20 protein-coding genes are annotated in these 23,126 nt (G+C 73.8%); 6 read left to right on the forward strand and 14 right to left on the reverse strand.

Features of this window, described 5'->3' with window-relative positions; genetic code table 11:
- Positions 1-33: 33 nt before the first annotated feature.
- The 3 genes from ADL22_RS32640 to ADL22_RS32650 form a co-directional block, all read right to left on the reverse strand.
- Positions 34-1,407 (reverse strand): cytochrome P450 family protein, encoded by a 1,374-nt coding sequence (locus ADL22_RS32640; RefSeq protein ID WP_107116462.1) that lies wholly within the window; start codon positions 1,405-1,407, stop codon positions 34-36.
- 370 nt (positions 1,408-1,777) lie between these two features.
- A complete protein-coding gene (asnB, locus tag ADL22_RS32645; protein WP_066988109.1) occupies positions 1,778-3,733 on the reverse strand; it encodes an asparagine synthase (glutamine-hydrolyzing) in 1,956 nt (651 codons plus the stop codon).
- A gap of 465 nt (positions 3,734-4,198) precedes the next feature.
- A complete protein-coding gene (locus ADL22_RS32650) occupies positions 4,199-5,779 on the reverse strand; it encodes an MFS transporter (RefSeq protein WP_234430950.1) in 1,581 nt (526 codons plus the stop codon).
- Between the two features lie 259 nt (positions 5,780-6,038).
- On the opposite strand from ADL22_RS32650, the gene ADL22_RS35875 reads away from it, so the two are divergent.
- The 3 genes from ADL22_RS35875 to ADL22_RS32665 all read left to right on the forward strand — a co-directional run bounded on the left by ADL22_RS35875 (position 6,039) and on the right by ADL22_RS32665 (position 9,798).
- Positions 6,039-6,650 carry a hypothetical protein gene (locus ADL22_RS35875; protein ID WP_066988111.1) on the forward strand — a complete coding sequence of 204 codons (612 nt, stop codon included), beginning with the start codon at positions 6,039-6,041 and terminating at the stop codon, positions 6,648-6,650.
- Positions 6,651-6,925: 275 nt separating this feature from the next.
- Complete coding sequence (locus ADL22_RS32660) at positions 6,926-9,322, forward strand: heavy metal translocating P-type ATPase (protein ID WP_066988132.1); 2,397 nt, start codon at positions 6,926-6,928, stop codon at positions 9,320-9,322.
- On the forward strand, positions 9,319-9,798 hold the full coding sequence (locus ADL22_RS32665; RefSeq protein ID WP_066988113.1) for a copper chaperone PCu(A)C: 480 nt from the start codon (positions 9,319-9,321) through the stop codon (positions 9,796-9,798). The genes ADL22_RS32660 and ADL22_RS32665 overlap by 4 nt, the downstream gene beginning before the upstream one ends.
- A 518-nt stretch (positions 9,799-10,316) precedes the next feature.
- Here the strand turns inward: ADL22_RS32665 and ADL22_RS32670 are convergent.
- Positions 10,317-11,051: a sigma-70 family RNA polymerase sigma factor gene (locus tag ADL22_RS32670; protein ID WP_066988114.1), complete on the reverse strand. Its 735-nt coding sequence runs from the start codon at positions 11,049-11,051 to the stop codon at positions 10,317-10,319.
- A 49-nt stretch (positions 11,052-11,100) separates the two neighbouring features.
- Between ADL22_RS32670 and ADL22_RS32675 the strand changes: the two genes are divergently transcribed.
- Positions 11,101-11,361 (forward strand): zf-HC2 domain-containing protein, encoded by a 261-nt coding sequence (locus tag ADL22_RS32675; protein ID WP_066988116.1) that lies wholly within the window; start codon positions 11,101-11,103, stop codon positions 11,359-11,361.
- A gap of 240 nt (positions 11,362-11,601) precedes the next feature.
- Here the strand turns inward: ADL22_RS32675 and ADL22_RS32680 are convergent, their stop codons facing one another.
- From ADL22_RS32680 to ADL22_RS32720, 9 genes are all read right to left on the reverse strand, one after another.
- Positions 11,602-12,420 (reverse strand): PE-PGRS family protein, encoded by an 819-nt coding sequence (locus ADL22_RS32680; protein WP_066988134.1) that lies wholly within the window; start codon positions 12,418-12,420, stop codon positions 11,602-11,604.
- A 100-nt stretch (positions 12,421-12,520) separates the two neighbouring features.
- On the reverse strand, positions 12,521-13,816 hold the full coding sequence (locus tag ADL22_RS32685) for an extracellular solute-binding protein (RefSeq protein WP_234430951.1): 1,296 nt from the start codon (positions 13,814-13,816) through the stop codon (positions 12,521-12,523).
- A 277-nt stretch (positions 13,817-14,093) separates the two neighbouring features.
- The gene (locus ADL22_RS32690) at positions 14,094-14,606 is read right to left on the reverse strand and encodes a MarR family winged helix-turn-helix transcriptional regulator (RefSeq protein ID WP_066988120.1); all 513 of its coding nucleotides are present in this window, start codon (positions 14,604-14,606) and stop codon (positions 14,094-14,096) included.
- A gap of 270 nt (positions 14,607-14,876) precedes the next feature.
- Positions 14,877-15,596, reverse strand: coding sequence for an SRPBCC family protein (locus ADL22_RS32695; protein ID WP_066988122.1), 720 nt, complete (start codon positions 15,594-15,596; stop codon positions 14,877-14,879).
- Positions 15,596-16,228, reverse strand: a complete 633-nt coding sequence (locus ADL22_RS32700; RefSeq protein ID WP_079064608.1) for a (2Fe-2S)-binding protein — start codon at positions 16,226-16,228, stop codon at positions 15,596-15,598. Before ADL22_RS32700 ends, ADL22_RS32695 begins: the two co-directional genes overlap by 1 nt.
- Positions 16,225-18,615: a xanthine dehydrogenase family protein molybdopterin-binding subunit gene (locus ADL22_RS32705; protein WP_066988124.1), complete on the reverse strand. Its 2,391-nt coding sequence runs from the start codon at positions 18,613-18,615 to the stop codon at positions 16,225-16,227. Before ADL22_RS32705 ends, ADL22_RS32700 begins: the two co-directional genes overlap by 4 nt.
- Positions 18,612-19,523: an FAD binding domain-containing protein gene (locus tag ADL22_RS32710; protein ID WP_079064609.1), complete on the reverse strand. Its 912-nt coding sequence runs from the start codon at positions 19,521-19,523 to the stop codon at positions 18,612-18,614. The genes ADL22_RS32705 and ADL22_RS32710 overlap by 4 nt, the downstream gene beginning before the upstream one ends.
- Before the next feature lie 418 nt (positions 19,524-19,941).
- Positions 19,942-20,160 carry a ferredoxin gene (locus ADL22_RS32715; RefSeq protein ID WP_066988137.1) on the reverse strand — a complete coding sequence of 73 codons (219 nt, stop codon included), beginning with the start codon at positions 20,158-20,160 and terminating at the stop codon, positions 19,942-19,944.
- 5 nt (positions 20,161-20,165) lie between these two features.
- On the reverse strand, positions 20,166-21,356 hold the full coding sequence (locus tag ADL22_RS32720; RefSeq protein ID WP_066988126.1) for a cytochrome P450: 1,191 nt from the start codon (positions 21,354-21,356) through the stop codon (positions 20,166-20,168).
- Between the two features lie 144 nt (positions 21,357-21,500).
- Between ADL22_RS32720 and ADL22_RS32725 the strand changes: the two genes are divergently transcribed.
- Positions 21,501-22,094, forward strand: coding sequence for a TetR/AcrR family transcriptional regulator (locus tag ADL22_RS32725; RefSeq protein ID WP_066988128.1), 594 nt, complete (start codon positions 21,501-21,503; stop codon positions 22,092-22,094).
- A gap of 168 nt (positions 22,095-22,262) precedes the next feature.
- Positions 22,263-22,706 (forward strand): hypothetical protein, encoded by a 444-nt coding sequence (locus ADL22_RS32730; RefSeq protein ID WP_066988130.1) that lies wholly within the window; start codon positions 22,263-22,265, stop codon positions 22,704-22,706.
- Between the two features lie 82 nt (positions 22,707-22,788).
- Here ADL22_RS32730 and ADL22_RS32735 read toward each other — a convergent pair.
- The coding region (locus tag ADL22_RS32735) for a hypothetical protein (protein ID WP_066988139.1) at positions 22,789-23,126 on the reverse strand (338 nt) is incomplete at its 5' end.

A 23,126-nucleotide genomic window follows, 5' to 3' on the forward strand; every position in this document is an offset into this window, starting at 1 on the left:
TCCCGGGGCGGCGGTCCGTGGGGGCGGGCGGGGTCAGCATGCCGCGCCCGGTATGCCGTGGGAGTCGTGCGAGTTGTGGGAGTTGTGGGAGTTGCGGGAGTCGTGGGAGGGGGCCGGGGCCGTGGGCCGGGCCATTGGGCAACGGGGCGGCGGCGCGGGGTCCGTCCCGTAGGCCACCGGCAAGTGGTTCACTCCCCGGGTCAGCACCGCCGGGATCCACTGGAGCTCGTCCTCCGGGACGGCCAGGTGGAGACCGGGCAGCCGCCGCACCAGGGTGCCCAGCGCGATCTGGAGTTCGATACGGGCCAGCGCCGCCCCCGGGCAGAAGTGGATGCCCTGGCCGAACGCGAGATGCGGGTTGGGGGAGCGGTCGAAGTCGAGCGCGTCGGGGTCGGCGAACCGCCGCGGATCGCGGTTGGCGGCGCACAGCGACACGATCACCGAGTCGCCGGCCGGGATCCGGGTCCCGTGCAGATCGCTGTCCTCGGCGAAGAACCGCCACGTCGTCAGCTCGAACGCCGCGTCGTGGCGCAGCAGTTCCTCCACCGCGCGCGGCAGCAGCTCCGGGCGGGCCGCCAGCTCGGCGAGCCGGTCCGGGTGGCGCAGCAGGGTGATCGCCGCCGTGGTGATCTGGTTGGTGACCGGCTCCTGCCCGGCGACCAGCAGCTGGAAGATCATCGAATCCAGCTCCTCCGGCGTCAGCTCGCCGGCGTCCCGGGCGGCCACCAGACGGGACAGCAGGTCCTCGCCCGGTAGCCGGCGTTTGTGGACGACCAGGTCGGCGATGTACTGCTGGAGCCCGCGCAGCCGCGCCTCGTACGCCGGACGGCCCGGGTCCTCGGGCCCGACCGGCTGCACCACCTTCCCCCAGTCCCGGTCGAAGCGCACCGCGAACTCCGCGGGCAGCCCGATCACTTCGGCCAGCACCCGGAACGGGAAGTGGGCGGCGAAGTCCGCCACGAGATCGGCCCGGCCGGCGCCCGGGAAGCGGTCCACCAGCGCGTCGGCCATCTCCTGGAAGCGCGGGCGCAGCGCCTCGACGCGCTGTGGCGCGAAGGCATCGGTGATCATCCGGCGCATCGCGGTGTGCCGGGGCGGATCCTGGTGCAGCAGATGGACCTGGAGCTGGGAGTGCTGCGGCTCCGGCATGATCGACGCCCGCGCCCGCCAGGCCGCGTTACCGCGCGAATGGTGCTTCCCGAGGCGCGGGTCGGTCAGCGCCTGCTGCGCCGCGTCGTACCCGGTGACGAGCCAGGCCCGTACACCACTGGGGAAGCGGACGCGGTGAACGGGCCCGCGTTCCCGCAGCTCGGCATACAGGGGGTAGGGGTCGCGCTTGTACTCCGGCCCGTACAGCTCCACCAGGGGAACTGGGTCCTCGCTGTCTATCGGGTCCGCGACGGCTATCGGGTCATCGATGTCTATCGGGTCGTCGAGTTCTCTCGGGTCGTCGGAGTTTCTCAGGCCATGGGGGGCTTTCGGTGCGTCCGGGACTCTCGGGTCCACGGTGGCGGCGTCGTGATCTCCAAGGTGTTTCCGGTCAGTTGAGGCCGGGGCGTGCGTCCGGACGGCGGTGTCCGGTGAACCGTTGGGCTTCACGTCGTCTCCTTCAGGAGGGATGGGCGGTGTGGTGTGGCGTGGTGTGGAGGTGAGGTGTGGGTAGTTGAGGGCAGGGGGAGCGAGGGCCGGTTCGCGGGCCGGTTCGCGGGCTGGCTCATGGACCGACTGACGGGTCGGCTCATGGGGGCCGGTTCACGGGCCGGTTCATGGACCGGGCTCACACCGTGATCTCCGGCCGGTACCGTTCGAGCCACAGCGCGAGGTCCACCACCCGTTCCAGCCGCAGCCGGTGCCCCCACTCCAGCCGCTCCGGCTCGGTCTTCAGGACGGACCCGATGACCCGCGCGTCGACCAGATCCCGCACCCGCCCGCCGGCCGCGTCCAGCGCCTCCCGCGCGAGTTTCTGCAACCCGCGGTTGTAGTCGGGGTGGTGGGTGGCCGGATAGTGGTTCTTCGCCCGCCACAGCACGGACCGCGGCGCGAGCCCGGTGCCCACGGCCCGCAGCAGGCTCTTCTCCCGGCCGTCGTGGCACTGCAGCTCCCACGGCGCGTTGAACGCGTACTCGACCAGACGGTGATCGCAGTACGGCACCCGCACCTCAAGGCCCTGCGCCATGCTGAGCCGGTCCTTGCGGTGCAGCAGCTGCCGCAGCCACCGGGTCAGCGACAGATGCTGCATCTCCCGCTGCCGGCGCCGCGCCGGGCCCTCGCCGTCCAGGTGCGGTACGGCGGCCAGCGCCGTGCGGTAGGTGTCGCGCTGGAACTCGCCGATGCGCAGCGTCCCGGCCACGTCCGGATGGAGCGGTACGGCCGCCTCGTCGCTGGTCACCAGCAGCCAGGGGAAGGCCGGCGCGGCCAGCGCCGCGGGGCTGTGGAACCACGGATAGCCCCCGAACACCTCGTCCGCGGCCTCCCCCGACACCGCCACCGTCGAATGCTCCTTGATCCGGCCGAACAGCAGGTAGAGCGAGGTGTCCATATCGCCGACGCCGATCGGCGAGTCCCGGGCGGCGACCACCGCCGCGCGGTGCCCGGGGTCCAGCAGCGCCTGCGGATCCAGGACGACGGTCCGGTGCTCGGTGCCGATGTGCGCGCCCGCCTCCACCGCGTACGGCGCGTCGTGCCCGGTACGCAGCACATCGCCGGTGAAACGCTCCGCCTGGTCGCTGTAGTCCACCGCGTACGACCGCAGCCGCGCCCCGGCCCCGTCCCGCGCCCGGAGTTCGTCCGCGAGCAACGCCGTGACGACGGTGGAATCGAGGCCACCGGAGAGCAGGCTGCACAGCGGAACATCGGCCTCCAGCTGGGAGCGGACGGCGTACTCCAGGCGGTGGCGGACCTCCTCGGTGGCCGCCGCGAAGTCGTCGTCGCCGTGCGGGCGGGCCGTCAGCTGCCAGTAGCAGCGCTCGGTCAGCCCGTCGCGGTCGAACTCCAGCAGCCCGCCCGGCGGCACCTCCCGTACGCCCGCCCACAGCGTCGCCCCCGTCCCGAACACCAGGCCGTACGCCTCCCGCAACCCCTGCGCGTCCACCCGCGGCGCGCAATCGGGGTGCGCGAACAGGGCCTTGGGCTCCGAGCCGAAGACCAGCCCGCCGTCCGGCGTCCGCGCGTAGTACAGCGGTTTGACGCCCATCCGGTCGCGTACGAGCAGCAGCCGCCGGGCATCCGCGTCCCACACGGCGAACGCGTACATGCCGGTCAGCCGCCCGGCCAGCCCGGCGCCCCACTCCTGGTAGGCGCGCAGTACCACCTCGGTGTCGCTCCGGGTACGGAACTCGTGGCCGCGGCCGCGCAGTTCGGCACGCAGCTCGTGGTGGTTGTAGACCTCGCCGCTGTAGGTGAGGACGATCTGGCCGGGGGTGTTGGTGCTGGTGGTGCTGGTGGGGCTGTGGTCGTGGGCGAGGGTGGAGGTGGCGGAGGCTTGGGGGCGCCCCAGGGGCACGGGTACCGGTCTGCCGTCCCTTATTCCTCCTGCGGACGCCGTCATGGGCTGCGCCCCGCCGTCCGGATCGATGACGGCCAGCCGCCGGTGCCCGATCGCCGCGTGCGGGCCGAGCCAGATGCCCGAGGCGTCGGGCCCGCGAGCGGCCAGCGCGTCGGTCATCCGCTCAATGACGCGGGGCCGCTGCCCCGGTTCCTCGCCGAACGAGATCCATCCGGTGATACCGCACATCTACGGCCTGCCTTTCGGGCGGAGGGGTGGGGTTGGGTGGTGGGGGGGTTCGCGTTACGCGAATGAGGCGGCGAGCGAGGCGAGTTGGAGGAACGAGCGGGGCAGGGACGGTGCGGGCATCGGCTTCGGGCTTCGGGGGCCTGTGGTCCTGGTCCGTGCAACTTGGGGTCTCGTCGGGGACCAGGTCGAGGCCCAACTCCTGGGCGGCGAGCGGTACCTGGCCGAGTCCGGGAACGGAAACCTGATCAGGACCGGGGCCGGGGCGCCGAGCCCGGGGGAGTGGCCAGGAACAGGACCGTGATCCGTACCTTGCGCCGACCGCCGGCCGGACGCTGCCCAAGCCATTACGGTGGCCCATGCCGCCCCCGGCCGTGGCCGAGGGCCGCTCCGGTGGCCGAGGCCAAGCCGTGCCCGGGCCCGCTTGGGCGCCCGAGACCGAGACCGAGACCGAGCCGCGCCCGTCGCTCAAGGCGCAGCTCGCGGCGGCGGTGACGTCGGCGGCGGAGAGGCTATGACCTCCGACGACTCCGGCCCCGGCTCAGGCTCTGGCGCCGATGCCGATGCCGATGCCGCAGCCGAACCAGGAGCCGTAGCCGTAGCCGAACCAGGCGTCGGAGCGGGCGCGGAAGCAGGGGGTTCCGGTACAGCAGGCACGGAAACAGGTACCGGAACCGGTACCTCCGTCCTCGCCGCCCCGGGGGCTCCCGCCCCCCGCCGCCCCCCTGGCCACCGGCCCAGCAGCAAGAGCGCCCCCAGCAACGCCGCCCCGGCCGCCAGTGCCTGTCCCGTACGCAGTCCGGCCAGACTCCCCAAGGCACTGCCCGCCGCCGGGCCCAGGGTGAACCCGGCACTCCGCGCGAGCTGCACCGTCGAACCGGCGGTGGCCATCCGTTCCGGCCCCGCCGCATTCATCACCATCAGCTGGACGGGCCCGCCGTACAGGCCCATCCCGAGCCCCGCCACCGCCAGCCGCCAGCTCACCTGGAGCGGTGGCCAGGCACCCGCGGCGGCGAGCAGGCCGAAGCCGACCGTGACCAGCGCCGCGCCGGTCACGGCTATCGGCCTGGCACCGAAGCGGTCGGCGAGCCGGCCGCCGACCGGACCGGCCACGGCCATGGCGGCGGGGAAGGCGAGCAGGGCCAGCCCGGTGGCCGACGCCGAGACGCCCTCCGCGCGCTGGAGGTGGATCGCCAGCAGGAAGTGGACCGCGGCGAACGCGGCGGCCAGGAGGAGCACCGCACCATGGGCCCCGCCCGTACCCGCCTCCCGCAACGCCGCACGGACCCGCCGCCCGCCCGCGCCCCGCGCCCACCACACGCCCGGTATCAGCGCGAGCCCGCACAGCACCGGGGCGGCACCGCCGGCCCAGCCGCCCTCCGCGAACGTCAGGCCGAGCAGCAGGGCCGCCACCGCCGTACCGACCAGCGCCGCGTCCCGGAACTCCGCCCGGCCGGGCGCCGGCAGCCGGCCGCCGGGAGCCAGCCCGCGCCGGGCCAGCCACCACGCGACCGCACACAGCGGCAGCTTCACCAGCAGGACCGCGCGCCAGCCCCAGTGGTCCAGCAGCACGCCGCCCAGCGCCGGCCCGGTGACGGCCCCGAGCGGTCCCAGCGTGGCCGGCACGCTCATCGCCCGCCCGCGCCGTTCCGGGCGTACGGAACGCGCCGCCAGCATCGGCATCAGTACGAACAGCGCCGCCGCGCACGCTCCTTGGCACAGCCGCGCCGTGATCAGCACGGCGGCGGCCGGGGCAGCGGCGGCGGCCGCCCCGCACAAACCGAATCCGGCCAGTGCGCCGAGCACCACCGGCCGCAGCGGCGCCCGGTCGAGCCACCGCCCGGCCGGCAGCAGCAGGGCGACCACCGGCAACTGGTAGCCCAGCACCGCCCATTGCGCGACGGATACGGGGACGCCGAACCCGGACGCGATGCCGGGCACCGCCACCGTCACCACGCTCATATCGAACATGGCCAGGAACGAGCAGATCCCGGCGACGGCCACCAGGTCCCACCGCTCCTCGTGCGCCCGCGCCAGGTCCCGTGGCATCAGCCATTCCTCTCCTCGGCACACCGCACCCGTCCGGCACGGTGTCTCAGAGGTCGGGCGAACCACGGCCGCAGTTCCCGCCGAGCCGCGAGATTTTTCCGCACGGCAGGCGCACACGGCGCCGAAGTAGGCCCCGGGCAAACCCAGTTAGTCGGCCCGCGACCGCACCCGGTTCCACCGGACGGACAGGACAAACCTCACGCGCCGAACGGCCCCCGATCGGCCTTTCACCCCCTTTCCCACCTGCCACGATGACGCGATGACCACCCCCGCGATCTCCGCTTCCCCGCCCGAACGCGCAGCGCGCCCCCGGACCTCGGTCCCCCTCCTCCCACTCCGGCGACTGCTGCCGGCCCGCCCGGTCCTCGGCTTCGTCGCACTCCTGGCCGTGCTGTTCGCCCTCTCGTACGCGGTGGGCCGCGCGGCCGGCCCGGTCGCCCCCGGTCTCCACCCCGCCGACCGCCCCCACCCCGGCACCGGCGAACGCCCCACCACCGGCGACACCGGCGACATGCCCGGCACGAACGAGATGGACGGCATGGGCCCGATGGGCGGCATGGAAGTGGTGAACAGCAAGGAAGTGCTGAGCAGCAAGGAAGTGCTGAGCGGCAAGGAAGCGGTGAGCAGCAAGGAAGCGGTGAGCAGCAAGGAGCTGACGGACGGCATGCATGCGTCGAGCGGCATGCGTGTGATGGACGGGACGAACGGGCCGTCCGGCACCGACGCCTTGGGCGCCCCGCGAACCCCCACCCCCACCACCGACACACCACGCGCCGCGGCCTCGCCCTCGGTCCTCTCCGCCCTGGCCCCAGCTCCGGCCCAGGCCCAGGCCCCGGCCCAGGGCTCCGCGACACAAGGAGTACGGCGTTGACAGCCCACCACCCCCGGCCCCGCCCGACCACGGCCCCTCCGGCCGACACCACCGCCCCCACCACCGAAACCGGCCGTACCGCCGAAACCGGCCCCAGCACCGAGACGGTGCCGACCACCGAGACGGTGCCAACCATCGAGACGGTTCCGACCACCGAGGCAGGCCCAACCACCGAGGCGGGTCCCACCGACACCGATCACCCCACCGACACCGGTCGCCTGACCTCCACCAGTTTCACCACCACCACTCTCACCACCACCCTCACCATCGGCGGAATGACCTGTGCCGCCTGCGTGGGCCGGGTCGAGCGGAAGCTCGGCCGGCTGGACGGCGTGACCGCCTCGGTGAACCTCGCCACCGAACGGGCCCGGATCACCCACCCCCTCTCTGTCTCCGTCGCCGACCTCATCGCCACCGTCGAGGCCGCCGGCTTCACCGCCCGCCTCCCCGAACCCGCCGTCCCAACCGAACCCGCACGCCAGGCGACGGCCGAACCCCACGCCCCGGCCGAACACCCCCAGCCCTCCGCTACGGGGGCCGCCCCCGAGCGCCGGCCCACCGATCCCGCCGATGGGGAGCCGTTCCCCGTCGCGGGCGGCGCCGGTGGCTCCCGCGGTGACGACGGGGCCCGCGCCGAGTGGCACCGCTTGCTCGTGACCGCTCTGCTCTCCCTTCCTGTCCTGGCCCTGTCGATGGTCCCCGGCTGGCAGTTCCGCAACTGGCAGTGGTTCTGCTTCATGCTGGCCGCCCCGGTCGCGGTATGGGGCGCGGCTCCCTTCCACCTCCGTGCGCTGCGCGGTCTGCGGCACGGCACCGCGACCATGGACACCTTGGTATCGCTGGGTGTCGCCGCCTCCTTCAGTTGGTCCACTTACGCGTTGTTCCTCGGCGGGGCCGGAGCGCCCGGTATGACCATGCCGTTCAGCCTGCTGCCCACGGCCGGTGACGGCTCCGCGCATCTCTACCTGGAAGCCGCCGTCGGCGTACCGCTGTTCGTGCTGGCCGGGCGGCGGATGGAGGCCCGGGCCCGCTACGGCACCGGTGCCGCCCTCCGCTCCCTGGCGGAACTGGCCGCCAAGGAGGTATCGGTACGCGGGCCGGACGGCACCGAACGCCGTATCCCCATCGGCGGACTCCGGGTCGGCGACCGCTTCCTCGTCCGCCCCGGCGAACGCGTCGCCACCGACGGCACCGTCCTCACCGGCAATTCGGCCCTGGATCTCTCTCTGATCAGCGGCGAGAGCCACCCGGTCGAGGTCGGTCCGGGCTCGGAAGTCACCGGTGGCGCGGTCAACTCCGGTGGCCTGCTGGAGGTCAGGGCCGATGCCGTGGGCGCGGAGACCCAACTCGCCCGGATCACCCGGCTCGTCGAGGACGCCCAGACCGGCAAGACCCAGGTACAGCGCCTCGCGGACGCGGTGGCCGCGGTCTTCGTCCCCGCCGTCCTGACCATCGCGGTGTCCGTACTGGGCTTCTGGCTCGGTGCCGGGGCCGACCCGCAAGCCGGGGTCACCGCGGCGGTCGCCGTACTCGTCGTCGCCTGCCCGTGCGCCCTGGGGCTGGCCACCCCGACCGCGTTGCTGGCCGCCACCGGCCGCGGCGCCCAGCTCGGCATCCTGGTCAGCGGCCCCCGGGCGCTGGAACGCCTGCGCCGGATCGACACCGTCGTCCTGGACAAGACCGGGACTCTGACCAGCGGGCGGATGGCCGTCAGCGATCTGACCGTACGGGACCACGGCCGCGACGCGGACGACGTGCTGCGGCTCGCCGGCACCGTCGAGCAGGGCTCGGAACATCCCGTGGCCCGCGCCATCACCGCGTACGCCCGCGACCGCGCGCCCAGCCGGCCCCTCGCCCCGGCCGCCGCCGTCCGCGACTTCACCGCCACGCCCGGCTTCGGCGTCCGCGGCACCATCGACGGGCAGACGGTGACCGTCGTCCGGCCGCCCGACGATCTCGCCGGCCTCCCGGAACCGCTCCCGGACGCCGTCCGCGCCGCCGAATCCGCAGGCCGCACGTCGGTCCTCGTCACGGTCGGCGGCACCCCGGAAGCCGTCATCGCCATCGGCGACGCCCTCCGGCCCGATGGATACCGTGCCGTCGACCATCTGCGCCGACTGGGCCTGCGGCCCGTACTGGCCACCGGCGACCGTGCGACCACCGCCCGGACGGTCGCCCGGCAACTGGCGATCACCGAAGTCCACGCCCAGGCCAGTCCGCAGGACAAGGCCGCGCTGGTGACGACCTTGAAGGAGCAGGGCGGCCGGGTGGCCGTCGTCGGCGACGGGGTCAACGACGCGGCGGCTCTCGCCCTCGCCGATCTCGGCATCGCCATGGGCAGCGGAACCGACGCGGCGATCGGCGCCGCCGATGTCACTCTCGTCCGCGAGGACCTCCAGGCCATCGCCGATGCCGTACGCCTGGCTCGTCGCACACTCGGCACCATCCGTATCAACCTCCTCTGGGCTTTCGGCTACAACCTCGTCACCGTGCCGCTCGCCGCCGTCGGACTGCTCAATCCGATGCTTGCGGCGGCCGCCATGTCCGCCAGCTCCCTTCTCGTCGTCGGCAACAGCCTGCGACTGCGTGCCTGGCAGCCGCCCGCCGCCACTCACGCCGGCCGCCGACGCGCCAACTCACCGCGTCATAACGTCACTTGGGAAAGCGCATGAACAACCGCAGCCGCTCACGCCTGGTCGCCGTCGCCGTGCCGGTCCTCACCTGCCTGGTGACCCTGGGCACTCTCACCGCCTGGAGCACCACCGGCAACGCCGGCACCCCCGCCCGGCTGACCGCGGCCGAGGGGCGCGTGCTGATCCCCGCCGGGAACGACGCGACCGCGGCCTTCTTCACGATCCGCAACACCGGCACCGCGGACGACGTCCTGACCGCCGTCACCGGCCCGCCCGGTCACCGCACCATGCTCAGCCGCGATATCTCCATCGGGCGCAACGCCCGGTCGATGTCCATGGTCCGGGGCGCCACCATCCCGGCCGGCGGCTCGCTCGCCATGGCGCCCACCACCCTCGACATCATGGTCAGCCCGCCGCCCCGCCTCGTGCCCGGTGACCGTCTCACCTTCACCCTCCACTTCCGTGACAGCCCACCTCTCACCGTCCGGGCCCGGGCCGTACGCCCTGGCCAGTGACCCGGCGAGTCCTCGGTGCGAGGGGTCTGTCGGTTCATGTCTCAACCGTACGGAGACGGACGGGAGTTGAGGATCAGGGAAAGCCCTGGAAACGCGATCAGGGTTCCCGGAGACGAGGGTCAGGGGAGTCCCCTAGGGTCTGGCGCCAGCATCGGCCATTGGCTCGTTCACGGGCCGTGGAGTTCGGTTTCCCGGCTCCACCCTGCTCCATGGCCGAGCCGAACCGTAAGAGGAAGGGACGGTAGTTCAGACCTTCGAGCAGAGCGTCGAGCAGGTCCACGTCGATGGTGCCATTCGCCAAGTACAAGGCGAAAAGCCGCAGCGAAGCGCGCACGTCGACAGGAAGTTGACAGGAAGCTGTCCCATCGGCACCTCATGCATGGGTGTTCCCGGCGGCCGCAGGGCCCGTCCCCCTGCCCGCGCCACGCCCGTCCCGGCAACCCGCGGGGCCCATGGGCGGAGAGCATCGCCCTCCGCCCATGAGCTCCACCGGTCCGCCGTACCGAACGCCCCGCGGGTCAGGCCAGCGCGGTGGCGAGCCGGCGCGGCCGCCGGTCACCCGGCCCTGGCACCGGCACCGGCCCCGGTACCGGCCTCCGGTACGGCACTCCGTGCGCCGAAACGACCCCCACCCGCGGCTGCCGCTGCTCCGCCTCATCGACCCGGCTCTCGGCCACGGCCCCGCTCTCCGGCTCTTCCCCCATCTCCGCCTCCGCCTCCGCCAGCAAGGCGATCAGCGTCTCCCGAGCACGCGCCACCCGGGAGCGGACCGTGCCCACCGGGCAGCCCATCACCCCGGCCGCCGCCGCGTACGGAAGCCCCAGGAGCTGGGTCAGAACGAACGCCTCCCGGCGCTGGGCCGTCAGCGACGCGAGCAGTTCGGCCAGTGCGATGCCCTCCTCGAAGCCAGGGACGCCGCGCGGCTGGACCCGTTCGGCGGCGGACTGCCAGTCCTCGGTCGCCGACAGCCGCGGCCGGACCGCGTGGGTCCGGATGCGGTCCGCGACCACCCGCCGGGCGATCGTCAGCAGCCACGTCCGCGCCGACGAACGCCCCTCGAACCGCGGCAGGCTGCGCAGCGCCCGCACGTAGGTGTCCTGCACCAGGTCGTCGGCGGCCTGGGCCTCGCCGCTGAGATGCGTGACATACCGCCGCACATCGAGCTGAGTGGCCCGGACGAACTGCTCGACGGCCCGGTCGTCACCGTCCCGGGCGGCCAGCGCCCAGCCGGTCACCCTCTCGTCGTCACGCATGCCGAAACCGCCCCTCCCCGGTACGGACCAATTCGGGGAGGATGGGGGCATGCACTGCTCGCGCATCCGTACGGCACTGTCCGCCCGCCTCGACGGCGAGGCGCTGCCTCCGGGTTTGACCCCCCGCCGCCTCGACGACCACCTGGCGGGCTGCCGGGACTGCCGTCAATGGGACGTCCGGGCGCGAGCCCTCGATTCGGCCATCGGCAGCGCGTGCGCGCCGCAGGGGGACGCGCCGCCCCCCGCCGGCGGCCCGGCCCCCGTGGAGGCGCTGCTCGCCCGGCTCCGGCCGGGACGACGGGCGGGCTGAGCGGCCGGTGAGCGCCGGGCGCCCGCCGCGAGCCGCCCGCTGACTGGGAACGGACGCGGGCGGCGGCGCCACCGGCATCCGGACAGGAATCATCATCTGGAGTCCTCTGGAGTCCTTCGCGTGATCCGGCCACCGCGCGACGGCGCGGGCGACCGGTGACGTCGGAGCCGGTACACCGGGCGCGGGGCGGCAGCCCCGTACGCCCGTCCGTCGTATCGGCTCGGAAATCCGACCGTGCTGTCAGACGACAGCCGGTCCACGCGGCGGACCCCGCAAGGACATCGCATGAGCCAGCAGCAGCTGCCGCACCGCGCACCGCGGCTCCTGGCGGGCGGGGCGCGGCACCGGGCGGGCGGCGGGCAGCACCGCCCGCAACACCAGCACCAGGGGCGCGAACAGCCAGGCGGACACGCACCGTACGAGCCGGAATGCCGCCCGTTCACCGCCCCACAGCCACCAGGCGCTGAGCAGTGCGACCAAGAGGTGCGCCGCGAGCATGCCGGTGGCGCTGCCGTGCATGTCCATGGGCGTGCCGGACATCCCGGACATGCCGGTGTGCGCCATCGAGGCCGGGGAGGCCATCGATGACGCCGACGCCATGGAGCTGATGTGGTCCATGGCCCCCATGTGATCCATGTGGCCCATGGCATCCATCGAGGCCATCGAGCCCGTCGGATCCATGGCCCCCATCGGGGACGCGGCCCGCACCGCGTCGATGTCCGCGACGGAGAGCCCTTGGGCGCCGCACAGCCAGGTGCGGGCCCACTCACGGGCCAGGGAGGCGTGGTCCAGGCCGGTGTCCGCCACCGCCTGCCCCAGGGAGAACGCGCTGTGCAGCGCGGCCTGGGTGCCGACGGTCAACAACCCGACCCATACGGGGCCGCGTTCTCGGGCGGTGCAGCACCAGGCTCCGGCCATGGTGGCCAGACCGGCCGCGAGCAGCATCCAGCCGGGCACGGCGGCATCCGACATCACCGCGTGCCCGAGCGCAGCAAGGAGCACGCAGACCGCCGCGAACACCGCGGCGCGCAGCCCCCTGAGAACGTGCCCCGCATCCATGACAGGCCCCATCGTCGCACCTCGCCCCGGGAAGGGAAGCGGGAGGGGCCCAACGGGCGCGCGACCGGATGCCGTCCGGCTACCGGCCACGCCACCCCGGTTAGCCGGTCCCGCCCTCCGGGTGCGCCGCCTCCGCCCGCTCCGCCTCCTCCTGGAGCGATTTCAGCAGCGCCCGCGGGGCGCCGCCCGGCATGACCGCCGCGCCGATCCGCCGCCGCAGGGTGTCGCGTATCCGCGGCCAGGAGCTCTTCCCGACGGGGTGGAACTCCGCCTTGGGCATCTGGTCGATGAACGGCCACAAGGCGCGCTGGGACGGCTGGGACCGCAGTTCCCGGGAAGCCGAGACGGTGACCGGCAGCGTTCCCTGCCCCTGCGCGAAGCGGGTCGCCGCCCGGTCGCTGTAGAGGGAGGCGAGGAACGCCGCGCACTCCCGGCGGTGGCCGTTCCGCTTGAACGCCATCAGCCAGTCGCTGAGCCCCACCGGGGCCGCCGCGCCTCCGCCCTTCATCGGGAAGCCGGTATGTCCGTACGGGACACCGGCCCGGTCGGCCGCCTTCAGGAGCATGGGGTGGGCCGGCATCATCCCCACCTCTCCCTTGAGGAAGGCGGCATACGCGGCGGTCCGGCTGAACCGGGCCGGGTCCGTGCTGACCAGCCCGGGGGCCACCAGCTGCTCCTTCACCCAGAGCAGCGCCTCGGCGTTGGGCTCCCGGACGAAGTCGTAACCGGTCTGCCCGCCGTAGCCGCCGCCGGCGCCCAGCATCCAGGCGAGCGCCTCGTCCTCGGCCGCCTCGGGGCCGAACTGGAGCCCGTACGGGATCGGGACGCCCACCGCCTTCAGTGCCTGCGCCGCCGCGCGCAGCTCGGACCAGGACGTCGGCGGCCCGCTCAGCCCGGCCCGCGCGAAATGTCCCTTGTGGTAGAAGAGTCGCGGTGTGCTGGCGAGGAACGGAATGCCGTATTCGGTGAAGTTCAGCTCGCCCGCCCGCGCGAAGGGCGTGAGGAAATCGGCCTGCGCGGTCAGGCTGAACAGGTCGTCGGCCCGGTAGAGCCGGCCGGCGGCGGCGTAATCGGCGAAGACGTACGACTGGGCGATATCGGGCTCCCGGCCGGCCTTCACCCGGTCCGCGAGCGTCCGGTCGATCTTCTCGATGGGGACGAGTTCCAGCGCGATCCGGATGTTCGCGTGCTTCTTCTCGAAGGCGGCGATGAACTCGTGCCACCGGTCCACGATCGGGGAGCCCACGGTGTCGCCGTAGCTCGCCGCCAGCACCGACAGCCGCACGGTGCCGCCGGACGACGCCCCGGACCCGCACCCCGCGAGCCCGAACGCCGCCGCGCCCGCGGTACCGGCCGTACGGGAGAGGAAGACCCGTCGACGCACTGCTGCTGTCACCCCATACCTGAAATCGCGGGAGCCGTACCGCTTGCCCGGCCGGCCGTCCTGGTCGGCCTGCCGTCGGCCGGCCGCGGCGGAGCCCGGCCCGTAATACCGGACGGACCCTGGCGCCGGTGAACGGGCCAACAGGGCGCCGCGGCCGGCACATTGTGTCATGCGTGCACGGAGTGCCGGGGGAGGGGTGGGGTCGGCTCGCCCGGTGGCGGCAGCCCAACTGCCGTCAATGGGCTGCCGGTTCGCATACCGGGCGCTGGTGTCGGCCGGGCTCCCCGGGTCACAACTCCCCGGCCAAGCCCTCCCAGTGGTCGGCCAGGGAGGTCAGCAGCCGCAGCACCTCGGGCCGCTGCCCGGCGTCGTACGGCGCGAGCAGCCGCTCGTCCAGCCGCCGGACGCGCTCCTGGGCGGCGTGCAGCGTCCGCTCGCCCTCCCCGGTCAGGAAGAGCAGCTTGCGGCGCCCGTCGGCGGCGTCGGCACGGCGGACTATCAGGCCCCGGGTCTCCAGCCGCCGGGCCACATCCGCCATCGTGGACGTGTCCAGCGCCACCGCCGACGCCATCGACCGCTGGTCGCGCCCCGGTGCCGAGGCCACCGCGGTGAGCACCGCGAACTGCGGCCCGGTCAGCGTCGGATCGACCGCGCGCACCCACACGGCCAGATACGCCTGGTAGAGCCGGCGCACCTGATAGCCGGGCGCGGCCGTCAGGGCATGCGGGATCGCCGTACCGGATGCGGCGCCAACGGGGGCCGAGGCGGTCCCGGGCGCGGAGGGAATGGTCTCGTCAGCCATGGGGCCCACTCAATCACGGTGCGCCGGACCGGCCACCGCATCCGCTTCCGGGACAGAGCGCCGCAGGGAACGCACGCACAGCGCGAGGCGTTGGATGAATGAACGGACGGGGGAGCCCATGAACAGTCGGAGCGGATGGAACAGTCAGAACAGTCGGAACAGAGGGAACAGTCGGAACAGGCGGAACGGATGGGTGGAAGGGCCGGCGAAGGGGCCGGCGAGAGGACCGGTGGAAGGCCGGCTCGCAGCTGGCGGTCGGCTACTGGCGACTCACGACCGGCCCCGCCGCAGCGTCTTCAGTTCCCGGCGCATTCCCGCGAGCCGGCCCAGCAGCCAGCCCTCGAATACTCCGGCAGCGAACGCGGCGGCCAGCGGGCCGTATTTGGCCAGTAGTGGTGCGGCGGCGGGCCCAACCAGGAGTGACAGGCCGTCGAGTTCACCGCCACCGACCGCGGTCGTCTCCTGCGGCCGCGGCGATGGGCCGGGCGCCCCGCCGGCAGGGTCCGCCGACCCGGCCGCCGCCCCGCCCGCCGGACCCGCGTCCCGTTCCCCGTCCAGCAGCCCGCCCAAATTGCGGGCGAACTGCTCCAGGATGCGGGTCGAGACGGTGCCGATCGCGCCCTTGCCGAACTGCGCCAGTTTGCCGCGCACGATCAGGTCCGTGACCAGCTCCAGCCGCGCCCCGTCCGGTGCCTCGGCGACGGTCAGCGCCACCTCCGCCTCGGCGTCGCCGTTGCCGTGCGCGTCCGCGCCGCGGGCCTGGACGCGCAGGTGGCGGCGGCCGGCGTCGCTCTCGAGGAATCGCACCGTGCCGGCGTACGCGGCGGTGACCGGCCCGACCTTGACCCGCACCCGGCCCCGCCAGGCGTCGCCCTCCCGGCCGTCCAGCACCGCGCCCGGCATACAGGACGCCACCCGCTCGACGTCGTTGATCAGCGCGAAGACCGCGTCCGGGGGCGCCGCCACCGGCACCGTGTTGCTGAGCCGCATCACTTCTCCTTCCGTGGGGCGGGCCGGTCGTCCCGCGCGGCGCGCCGGGCCGCGGCGCAGTGCGCGATCGCCTCCACCAGGGGCTGGTAGCCGGTGCACCGGCACAGGTTGGCGGCCACCACCTCCCGTATCTCGGCCTCGTCCGGATCCGGCCGCTCGGCGAGGAACCCCTCGGCGAGCATCAGGAAGCCGGGGGTGCAGAAGCCGCACTGGAGGGCGTGGTGGTCGCGGAACGCCTGCTGGAGGTCGCTGAGCCGGTCACCGGCGCCCGGTGGGGCCGGAGGCCCGCCTTCCGGGGCACAGGCAGTGCCGCTCTCCGACCCCCCTGCCACCGCCAGCGACTCGACCGTCCGGACCCGAGCCCCTTCCGCCTGCGCCGCGAACATCAGGCAGGCCCGCACCGGCCGGCCGTCGAGCAGGACGGTGCAGGCGCCGCAGATGCCGTGTTCGCAGCCGACATGGGTGCCGGTGAGCCGGAGTTCGTGGCGGAGCACGTCCACCAGCGTGCGGCGCGGCTCGGTGATCACCTCGTGCTGCTCCCCGTTCACGTCGAGGACCATCAGCTGGAGCTCGGGACCATCCAGGGGCGCGGCGCCGGGGGAGGTGCCGGCGGGTGGGGGCGTACTCGTCATCGGGTGCTCTCCTGGTAGTGCCGGGGGTGCAGCGCGCGGTGCACGGTCTCAGGGGTGATCGGCGTGGCGTCCAGTTCCACACCGGCCGGGCGCAGGGCGTCGTTGACGGCGTTGAGGACGGCCGCGGGGGCGCCGATCGTGCCGCCCTCGCCCGCCCCCTTGGCGCCGGTCTCGGTGAACGCGCAGGGCATCTCCAGATGGTGGATGGCCACCTCGGGAATCTCGTGCGCGGTGGGCACCTTGTAGTCCATGAAGCTGGTCGCCGAGGGTTCGCCCTGGGCGTCGTACGTCACCTGCTCGAAGAGCGCCGCGGCGATGCCCTGCGCGATCCCGCCGCGGCACTGGCCCTCCACCACCCGCGGGTTGATCGCCACCCCGCAGTCCTCCACGCACACGTACGCCAGGATCTCCACCCGCCCGGTGTCCGCGTGGAGTTCGACGACGGCGCCGTGGGTGGCGTTGGAGAAGGTGCCGTCGGTGAAGACGTCGAAGGCGGCCGTGGCGGACAGGCCCGGTTCGGTGCCCTTGGGCAGCAGATCGGCGCGCAGGTAGGCGAGTTCGGCCAGCTCGGGATAGCCGAGCGCGGTGCCCGGGTCGTCGCGGCGGACGACCTCGCCGCGGCCGAGCGCGGTCTCCTCGGCGGGGATGCCCCAGCGGGCCGCGGCCAGGGCGCGCAGCTTGTCGCCGAGCCGCCCGGCCGCCAGCCGTACGGCGCTGCCGCCGACCGCGATCGACCGGCTGGCGAAGGTCCCCCAGCCATACGCGATCCGGTCGGTGTCCCCCTGGTGCAGCTTCACCCGCGCCAGCTCCAGGCCGAGCCGGTCGGCCACGATCTGCGCCATCGTGGTCTCGTGGCTCTGCCCGTGGCTCATCGTCCCGGTGGTGACGGTGACCGCGCCGCCCGGATCCATCCGCACCTCGGCGAGGTCGAAGCCGGGCACCACCGCCATCTTCCGCTGCGCGAAGGCGGCGGTGCCGTAGCCGGTGCGTTCGCTGAAGCAGGCGTAGCCGATGCCCAGATGCCGCCCCTCGGCGCGGGCCGCGCGCCGCCGCTCGTACCAGCCCCCCTCACGCAGCGCCCGCTCGCACAGGTCCAGCGACTCGCGGTACGAGCCGGGGTCGTAGGTGATGCCGTTGACGCCGGTGTACGGGAAGTCGGTGATCAGATTGCGGCGGCGGATCTCCACCGGGTCCAGGTCCAGCTCCCGCGCGGCCCGTTCGAGCAGCCGCTCCATCACCATGACGTACTGCGGGCGGCTCACGCCCCGATAGGGCGCGGAGGGCGCCTTGTTGGTGGCGACGGCCCGGCCGCGCACCCGGTAGGCCGGCACCTTGTAGACGCCCGGCATCTCCGCGGCGGCCATCAGCGGTTCGATGCCCGCGGTGAACGGATAGCAGGAGTACGCGCCCATATCGCACACCACGTCCGCGTCCAGCGCCAGGATCCGGCCGGCGGCGTCGAACGCGGCGCGCGCCGTGTAGTGCTGCTCGCGGGCCAGGAACGACGCGGTGAGCGCGTCCTTGCGGTCCTCGATCCACTTCACCGGGCGGCGCAGCCGGAGCGCGGCCGCCGCCGCGGCGATCTCCTCCCGCCCCACCACGCACTTCAGCCCGAAACCCCCGCCCATATCGGGCACCACCACCCGCACCGCCCGCTCGGCCAGCCCGAGACAGCGCGCCGCGACCGTCCTGACCTGGTGCGGGATCTGCGTGCAGGTCCGGATGACCAGCTGCTCCTCGCGGTCGTCCCAGTGGGCGAGGGCGCCCCGGGTCTCCAGGGGCAGGGCGTTCTGCCGGCCGGTACGGGCCTCGACGCGGACCACGCGGTCGGCGGCCGCGAAGATCTCGTCGATGCCCTCGCTGGCGAAGAGCCGCACGTCCACGAGGGTGTTGCGCGGGGCCTCGTCGTGGACCAGCGGCGCACCGTCCGCCAGCGCTACGTCCTCGCCGGTCACCGGCGGCCGCGCGGTGTACGCGACCCGGGCCGTCTCCACCCCGTCCTCGGCGGCGTACGGGTCCCGGGCCACCACGATCGCCACCGGTTCGCCGACGTACCGCACCCGGTCGCGGGCCAGCACCGGCATCGCGGTCGGCACGAACTCGCCGCGCGGACGGTCCAGCAGGGCGGTGATATCGCCCAGCCGCAGGTCGTCGGCGGTGAACGCCGCGACCACCCCCGGCACCGCGCGCACCGCGCTCAGATCGACCCCGGTCAGCTCCCCGTGCGCGACCGTGCTGCGGACGAACTGCGCGTGCAGCGTGCCCGGCTGCGTGAGATCGTCCACGAACTGCCCGCGGCCGGTCAGCAGCCGCGGATCCTCCCGGCGCGGCACCGACCGCCCGACCAGCCGCCCGCCGTCCCGCGCGCCGTGCTCCGCCCGCGTCACCGGGACACCGTCTTCCGCGCCGTCCCGGTAGCCGACGCCGTCCCCGTAGCCGCCGCTGCCGTGCCCGCCGCGGCCTCCACACAGGCCCGTTCGACCAGGGACCGGATGAGCGCCGTCCGGTACGCCGCGCTGCCGTTGGTGTCACCGGGCGGGTCGGCGGCCGCCGCGGCCGCGGCCGCGCACTCGGCGAACGAACCGCCGGCCGCCAGCACCGCCTCCGCCTCCGGGACCCGCACCGGCACCGGCGCCACCCCGCCGAGCCCCACCCGCCCGCCGCGCACCCGGCCCGCCGCGATGTCGAGTTCCACCACCGCCGACACGAGCGCGAAATCCCCTTTCCGCTCCGCGAATTCGGTGAGCGCGGCGTACGGGGCGGGCCGCGGGAAGACAACCTCGGTGAGCAGTTCGTCCGGCTCCAGGACGGTGGTGTACGGGCCGAGGAAGAAGGCGTCCGCGGGGATGCGGCGCTCCCCGTGCGGCCCGGTGGCCACGATCTCGGCGCCGAGGGTGACCGCGAGCAGGCACCACTCGGCGGTCGCGTCGGCGTGCGCCAGGCTGCCGCCGACCGTGCCCCGGGTACGGATCGGCAGATGGCCGATCCAGCCCATCGCCCGGCGCAGCACCGAAAACCCCGGGCCCAGCACCGTGTCCGGGGCCGTCTCGACGGTGTGATGGGTGGTCAGCGCGCCGATGCGCAGGGCGCCGCCGGGGCCGGGGCCGAGCCGGTCCAGTTCCCGCAGCGGGGCGATGTCCACCAGGTGGGCGGGCCGGGCGAGCCGGAAGTTCATCATGGCGACCAGGCTCTGGCCGCCGGCGATCACCTTGGCGTCCTCGCCGAGTTCGGCCAGCAGCCGGGTGGTGCCGTGGACGTCGCGGGCGCGGTGGTAGCGGAACGGGGCGGGTTTCATCGGATCCCTCCGAAGCCCGGCGCCATGCGGAAAACGGACACAGGGACCTCCAGGGCGCGAGTCGGGGCCGGGTGGTCGTCGGCGCGTAACCGGGAACGGCGCGGCGCACACCGCCGCTCGCCCGGCGGGCATGCGCCGACCTGCGGCGATGCGGCGGGGTGCGGGGCACCCCGGGCCGTCCCGGCAGAGATAATCCGAACACGTACGATCTCTGCTTGGCAAGGGGTGCATGCCGAGCCGGGGCGTCGGACTCCGGCCCCTGCCCCCTGATACATCGTCAACGAGCTGTCGACACGCGCCCCTTACGCCGCCGCGCGCCCCTCGCGCCCCCGTACGCCCCCCGCGCCCCCAGCACACCACGCCAAGCGGGGCGCAGCCCCCGGCCGCGCCCCGCCAAAAACCGCCCCCGGCCGGACCCCTACGGCCGGGGCCCGATGACCTGCCCCGACGCGTCCCGCACCGTGATCGCCATCGCCGGGCAGACCTCGGCCGCGTCCAGCGCCCGTTCGTCCTCCGGGATCTCCTCGCGCACCGGCCGGGCGTGCGGCCCGTCCAGCGCGAACAGGTCCGGTGCCACCCCCGGGCAGGACCCCGAGGCGATGCACAGCGCCGGGTCGATCTCCACTTTCCACGCCACCGCGCTCACCACCCCACCGGCAGCACGCGCGGACCGCGCACCAGCATCTCGGTCTTCCACTCCACGTCCCCGGCCACATGCAGCCCGGGGAACCGCGTGATCAGCGCGGAGACCGCCTCCTGGAGCTCCAGCCGGGCCAGCGGCGCGCCCAGGCAGTGGTGCACGCCGTGGCCGAAACCGAGGTGTTGATTTCCGGCCCGCCGGATGTCCAGCTTCCCCGGCGCGTCGAACCGCAGCGCGTCGCGGTTGGCCGCGCCCACCGCGACCAGGACCGGTTCCCCGGCCCGTACCAGCGTGCCCCCGACATCGATGTCTTCGGTGGCGTAGCGCGGCTGGCTCGCGCCGCTGCCCAGGGGGACGAACCGCAGCAGCTCCTCCACCGCCCCGTTGATCAGCGACAGGTCGTTGCGCAGCAGATCGAGCTGGTCGGGGTGGTCCAGCAGGGCCAGTACGAAGTTGGGGATCTGGGTGGCGGTGGTCTCGTGCCCGGCGACGAGGACCCCGACGCACAGATCGATCAGTTCCAGCTCCGACAGCCGGTCGTTGACGTCCCGCGCGTCGATCAGCGCGGTCATCAGGTCGTCCCGCGGCTCCTTGCGGTGCTGGTCGATCAACTGGGCCATGTACGCGCGCAGTTCCTCGCGGTTGGCCTCGAACTCCTCGGCGGTCAGCGAGCTGGTCGACAGCGCGGCGTCGCTCCACACCCGGAACTGCGGCCGGTCCTCCTCCGGCACGCCCAGCAGCCGGCAGATGACGGCGACGGGGATGGGCAGCGCGTACCGGTCGACGAGGTCCGCCGGCGGCCCGGCCGCCTCCAACTCGTCCAGCAGTTCCCGGGTCAGCTGCTTGACCTGGGGGCGGAGCTTCTCCACCTGGCGGACCGTGAACGCCTTCGCCACCAGGGTGCGCAGCCGGGTGTGATCGGGCGGATCCATGCTGAGGATGCCGCCGCTGCGGCGCCCCTCGGACTGCCGGGGCTCGTCGTGCTCGTCCCCCAGCGCCCGGCTGAACCGCTGATCGCCCAGGACGAACCGGGCCTCGGCGTACCGCGTGACCAGCCAGGCCGGTTCGCCGTAGGCCATCTGCACCTTCAGCAGGCCGGGACGGCTGCGCACCTGCTCGTACTCCGCCGAAAGGTCAAGGCTCTCGGGGATGTTGAAGGGGTAGGAAAGGGGTGCTGTGTCGGCTGTGGTCACGGTGACCTCCCTTGTGTAAGCACCTGCTTACATACCGTAGGACGCGCGCTCGGGGCGGTCAACGATGGTTTGCGGTCAACGTTCCGACCTGCTACGGCGGCCGCCTGACGGGCCGGCGGGCAACCGACGAAAGGAAACGTGGCGATGCGGGAGGCAATCACGGAGCCGGCGGCCGAGCACCGCCGGGACGCGCAGGGCACCCGGCGGCTGCTGCTCGACGCGGCCTCGGAACTCTTCGCCGAACGGGGCTACGAGCGCGCGACGGTACGCGACATCGCGGCCCGGGCCGGCGTCAACCAAGCGCTGCTGTTCCGGTACTTCGGCTCCAAGAAGGCGCTGTTCGGCGAGGTGATGGCGCGCGGCGGCCAGGAACAGCTGCGGACGACACCGGCGGAGCGGCTGTTCGAGGTCGCGCTGCGCGGCATGCTCGCCGAGGGCGGCGGCCCCGGCACCGACCGCTCGCTGGAGGTCTGCCTCCGGTCCATCGGCGGCAGCGACGAAATCGCCGAGGCGCTGCGGGGACTTGGCGACGAGTACGCCGATGTGCTCGCCACCCTCTCCCGGGCCGACGACGGTGCGCTGCGCGGTGATTTGGCGCTCGCCTGGCTGCTGGGCATCGGGCTGATGCGGGTGGTGGTGGGCAAGGAGCCGCTGGCCGGGGCCGATCCGGACACCGTGTGCCGGCTGGTGGTAGGGGCGCTGGGCACGTTGCTGGAGGACATGCCCCAGGAGTCGTGACGCCGAACGGCGCCTGCCGTGGCCGGAATGCGCCCCTGTCGGTGCGTCCCGGCCGGTGCTGCGTTCCGGTGACCCTCCGGCGGGTCGCCCGGAGACGCCGGATAACCGCCTTATCGTCACGTTTGCAGAAGATGTTCCTTTTCTGCCCAGCCGAGTAAAGGTGGAACAATGCTTCGTTCGATTCCTCGCGGGCTCGCGGCGGCCGGCCTCGCCGCGGCCGCCCTGGCGGTGCCGGCCGCGGGCACCGCGACCGCCGCTCCCGGCGACTCCCGGACCGCGGTCTGCCACTCGCACCACCGCTGCCACCACGACGGCCGCCACCACGGCACGCACGGCCACCGCGACGGCCGGCACGGGCACCACGGCCAGCACGGCAACCACGGTCCCGCCGCCCGGCACGACGACGACTTCGGCCGCACCGGTGAGGACCGCCGCGACGACGAGGGCTTCGGCCGTAGCGACGACGACGAGTTCGGACGCGGCGGCGACGAGTTCGGCCGCCGCGAGGACTCCGGGCGCCGCGAGGAGACCCGCCGCCGCACCCACGAGGACCGCGGCGTCGGCCTGGGCCGCAGCGGTCTGCTGGGCCTCGACTTCCTCGGCCTGCTCTGACCGGACGGCCGCCTCGCCACCTGCGTGGGCCCGGGTACCGCACCCGGGCCCACCGGCATGCCACGGCCCGCCGGCCGGACCGTCAGCGGCGCGTCGCCGGCCGCAACCCGCCGTGCACCGGCGCCAGTTGCGCCGCGTACGGGCCGGGCACCGGAACCGGTCGGCGCGCCGGCAGCACATCGGGGGCCCGGTGCGGCCGCAGCGCGGTCAGCGCGTTCTCGGTCTCCTCCATCAGCGCCCGGTAGGACACCAGCCGCTGCCACTCCGGATCGGCGACCCCGGGGACCGTCGCGGAGCGCTCCGTCCAGATCTTCACCAGCCCCGCGTACAGGGGCGTCTGCCGGACGACCTCGGCATTGATGCGCGGCGCCGCGGGTGCCGGCCCGGGGGTGGGGGGAGTGGACTGCTCAGCCGGGGGGC

The sequence above is a fragment of the Streptomyces sp. NRRL F-4489 genome (genome assembly GCF_001509485.1).
Classification (GTDB): Bacteria; Actinomycetota; Actinomycetes; order Streptomycetales; family Streptomycetaceae; genus Streptomyces.

Coding starts and splice junctions, on each gene's coding strand:
- ADL22_RS32660 (WP_066988132.1), top strand. CDS start 6,926: ATGACCTGTGCCGCCTGCGTGGGCCGGGTCGAGCGGAAGCTCGGCCGG.
- ADL22_RS32665 (WP_066988113.1), top strand. CDS start 9,319: ATGAACAACCGCAGCCGCTCACGCCTGGTCGCCGTCGCCGTGCCGGTC.
- asnB (WP_066988109.1), bottom strand. CDS start 3,733: ATGTGCGGTATCACCGGATGGATCTCGTTCGGCGAGGAACCGGGGCAG.
- ADL22_RS32675 (WP_066988116.1), top strand. CDS start 11,101: ATGCACTGCTCGCGCATCCGTACGGCACTGTCCGCCCGCCTCGACGGC.
- ADL22_RS35875 (WP_066988111.1), top strand. CDS start 6,039: ATGACCACCCCCGCGATCTCCGCTTCCCCGCCCGAACGCGCAGCGCGC.
- ADL22_RS32670 (WP_066988114.1), bottom strand. CDS start 11,051: ATGCGTGACGACGAGAGGGTGACCGGCTGGGCGCTGGCCGCCCGGGAC.
- ADL22_RS32695 (WP_066988122.1), bottom strand. CDS start 15,596: ATGCGGCTCAGCAACACGGTGCCGGTGGCGGCGCCCCCGGACGCGGTC.
- ADL22_RS32690 (WP_066988120.1), bottom strand. CDS start 14,606: ATGGCTGACGAGACCATTCCCTCCGCGCCCGGGACCGCCTCGGCCCCC.
- ADL22_RS32725 (WP_066988128.1), top strand. CDS start 21,501: ATGCGGGAGGCAATCACGGAGCCGGCGGCCGAGCACCGCCGGGACGCG.
- ADL22_RS32710 (WP_079064609.1), bottom strand. CDS start 19,523: ATGAAACCCGCCCCGTTCCGCTACCACCGCGCCCGCGACGTCCACGGC.
- ADL22_RS32680 (WP_066988134.1), bottom strand. CDS start 12,420: ATGGATGCGGGGCACGTTCTCAGGGGGCTGCGCGCCGCGGTGTTCGCG.
- ADL22_RS32730 (WP_066988130.1), top strand. CDS start 22,263: ATGCTTCGTTCGATTCCTCGCGGGCTCGCGGCGGCCGGCCTCGCCGCG.
- ADL22_RS32650 (WP_234430950.1), bottom strand. CDS start 5,779: ATGCCACGGGACCTGGCGCGGGCGCACGAGGAGCGGTGGGACCTGGTG.
- ADL22_RS32700 (WP_079064608.1), bottom strand. CDS start 16,228: ATGACGAGTACGCCCCCACCCGCCGGCACCTCCCCCGGCGCCGCGCCC.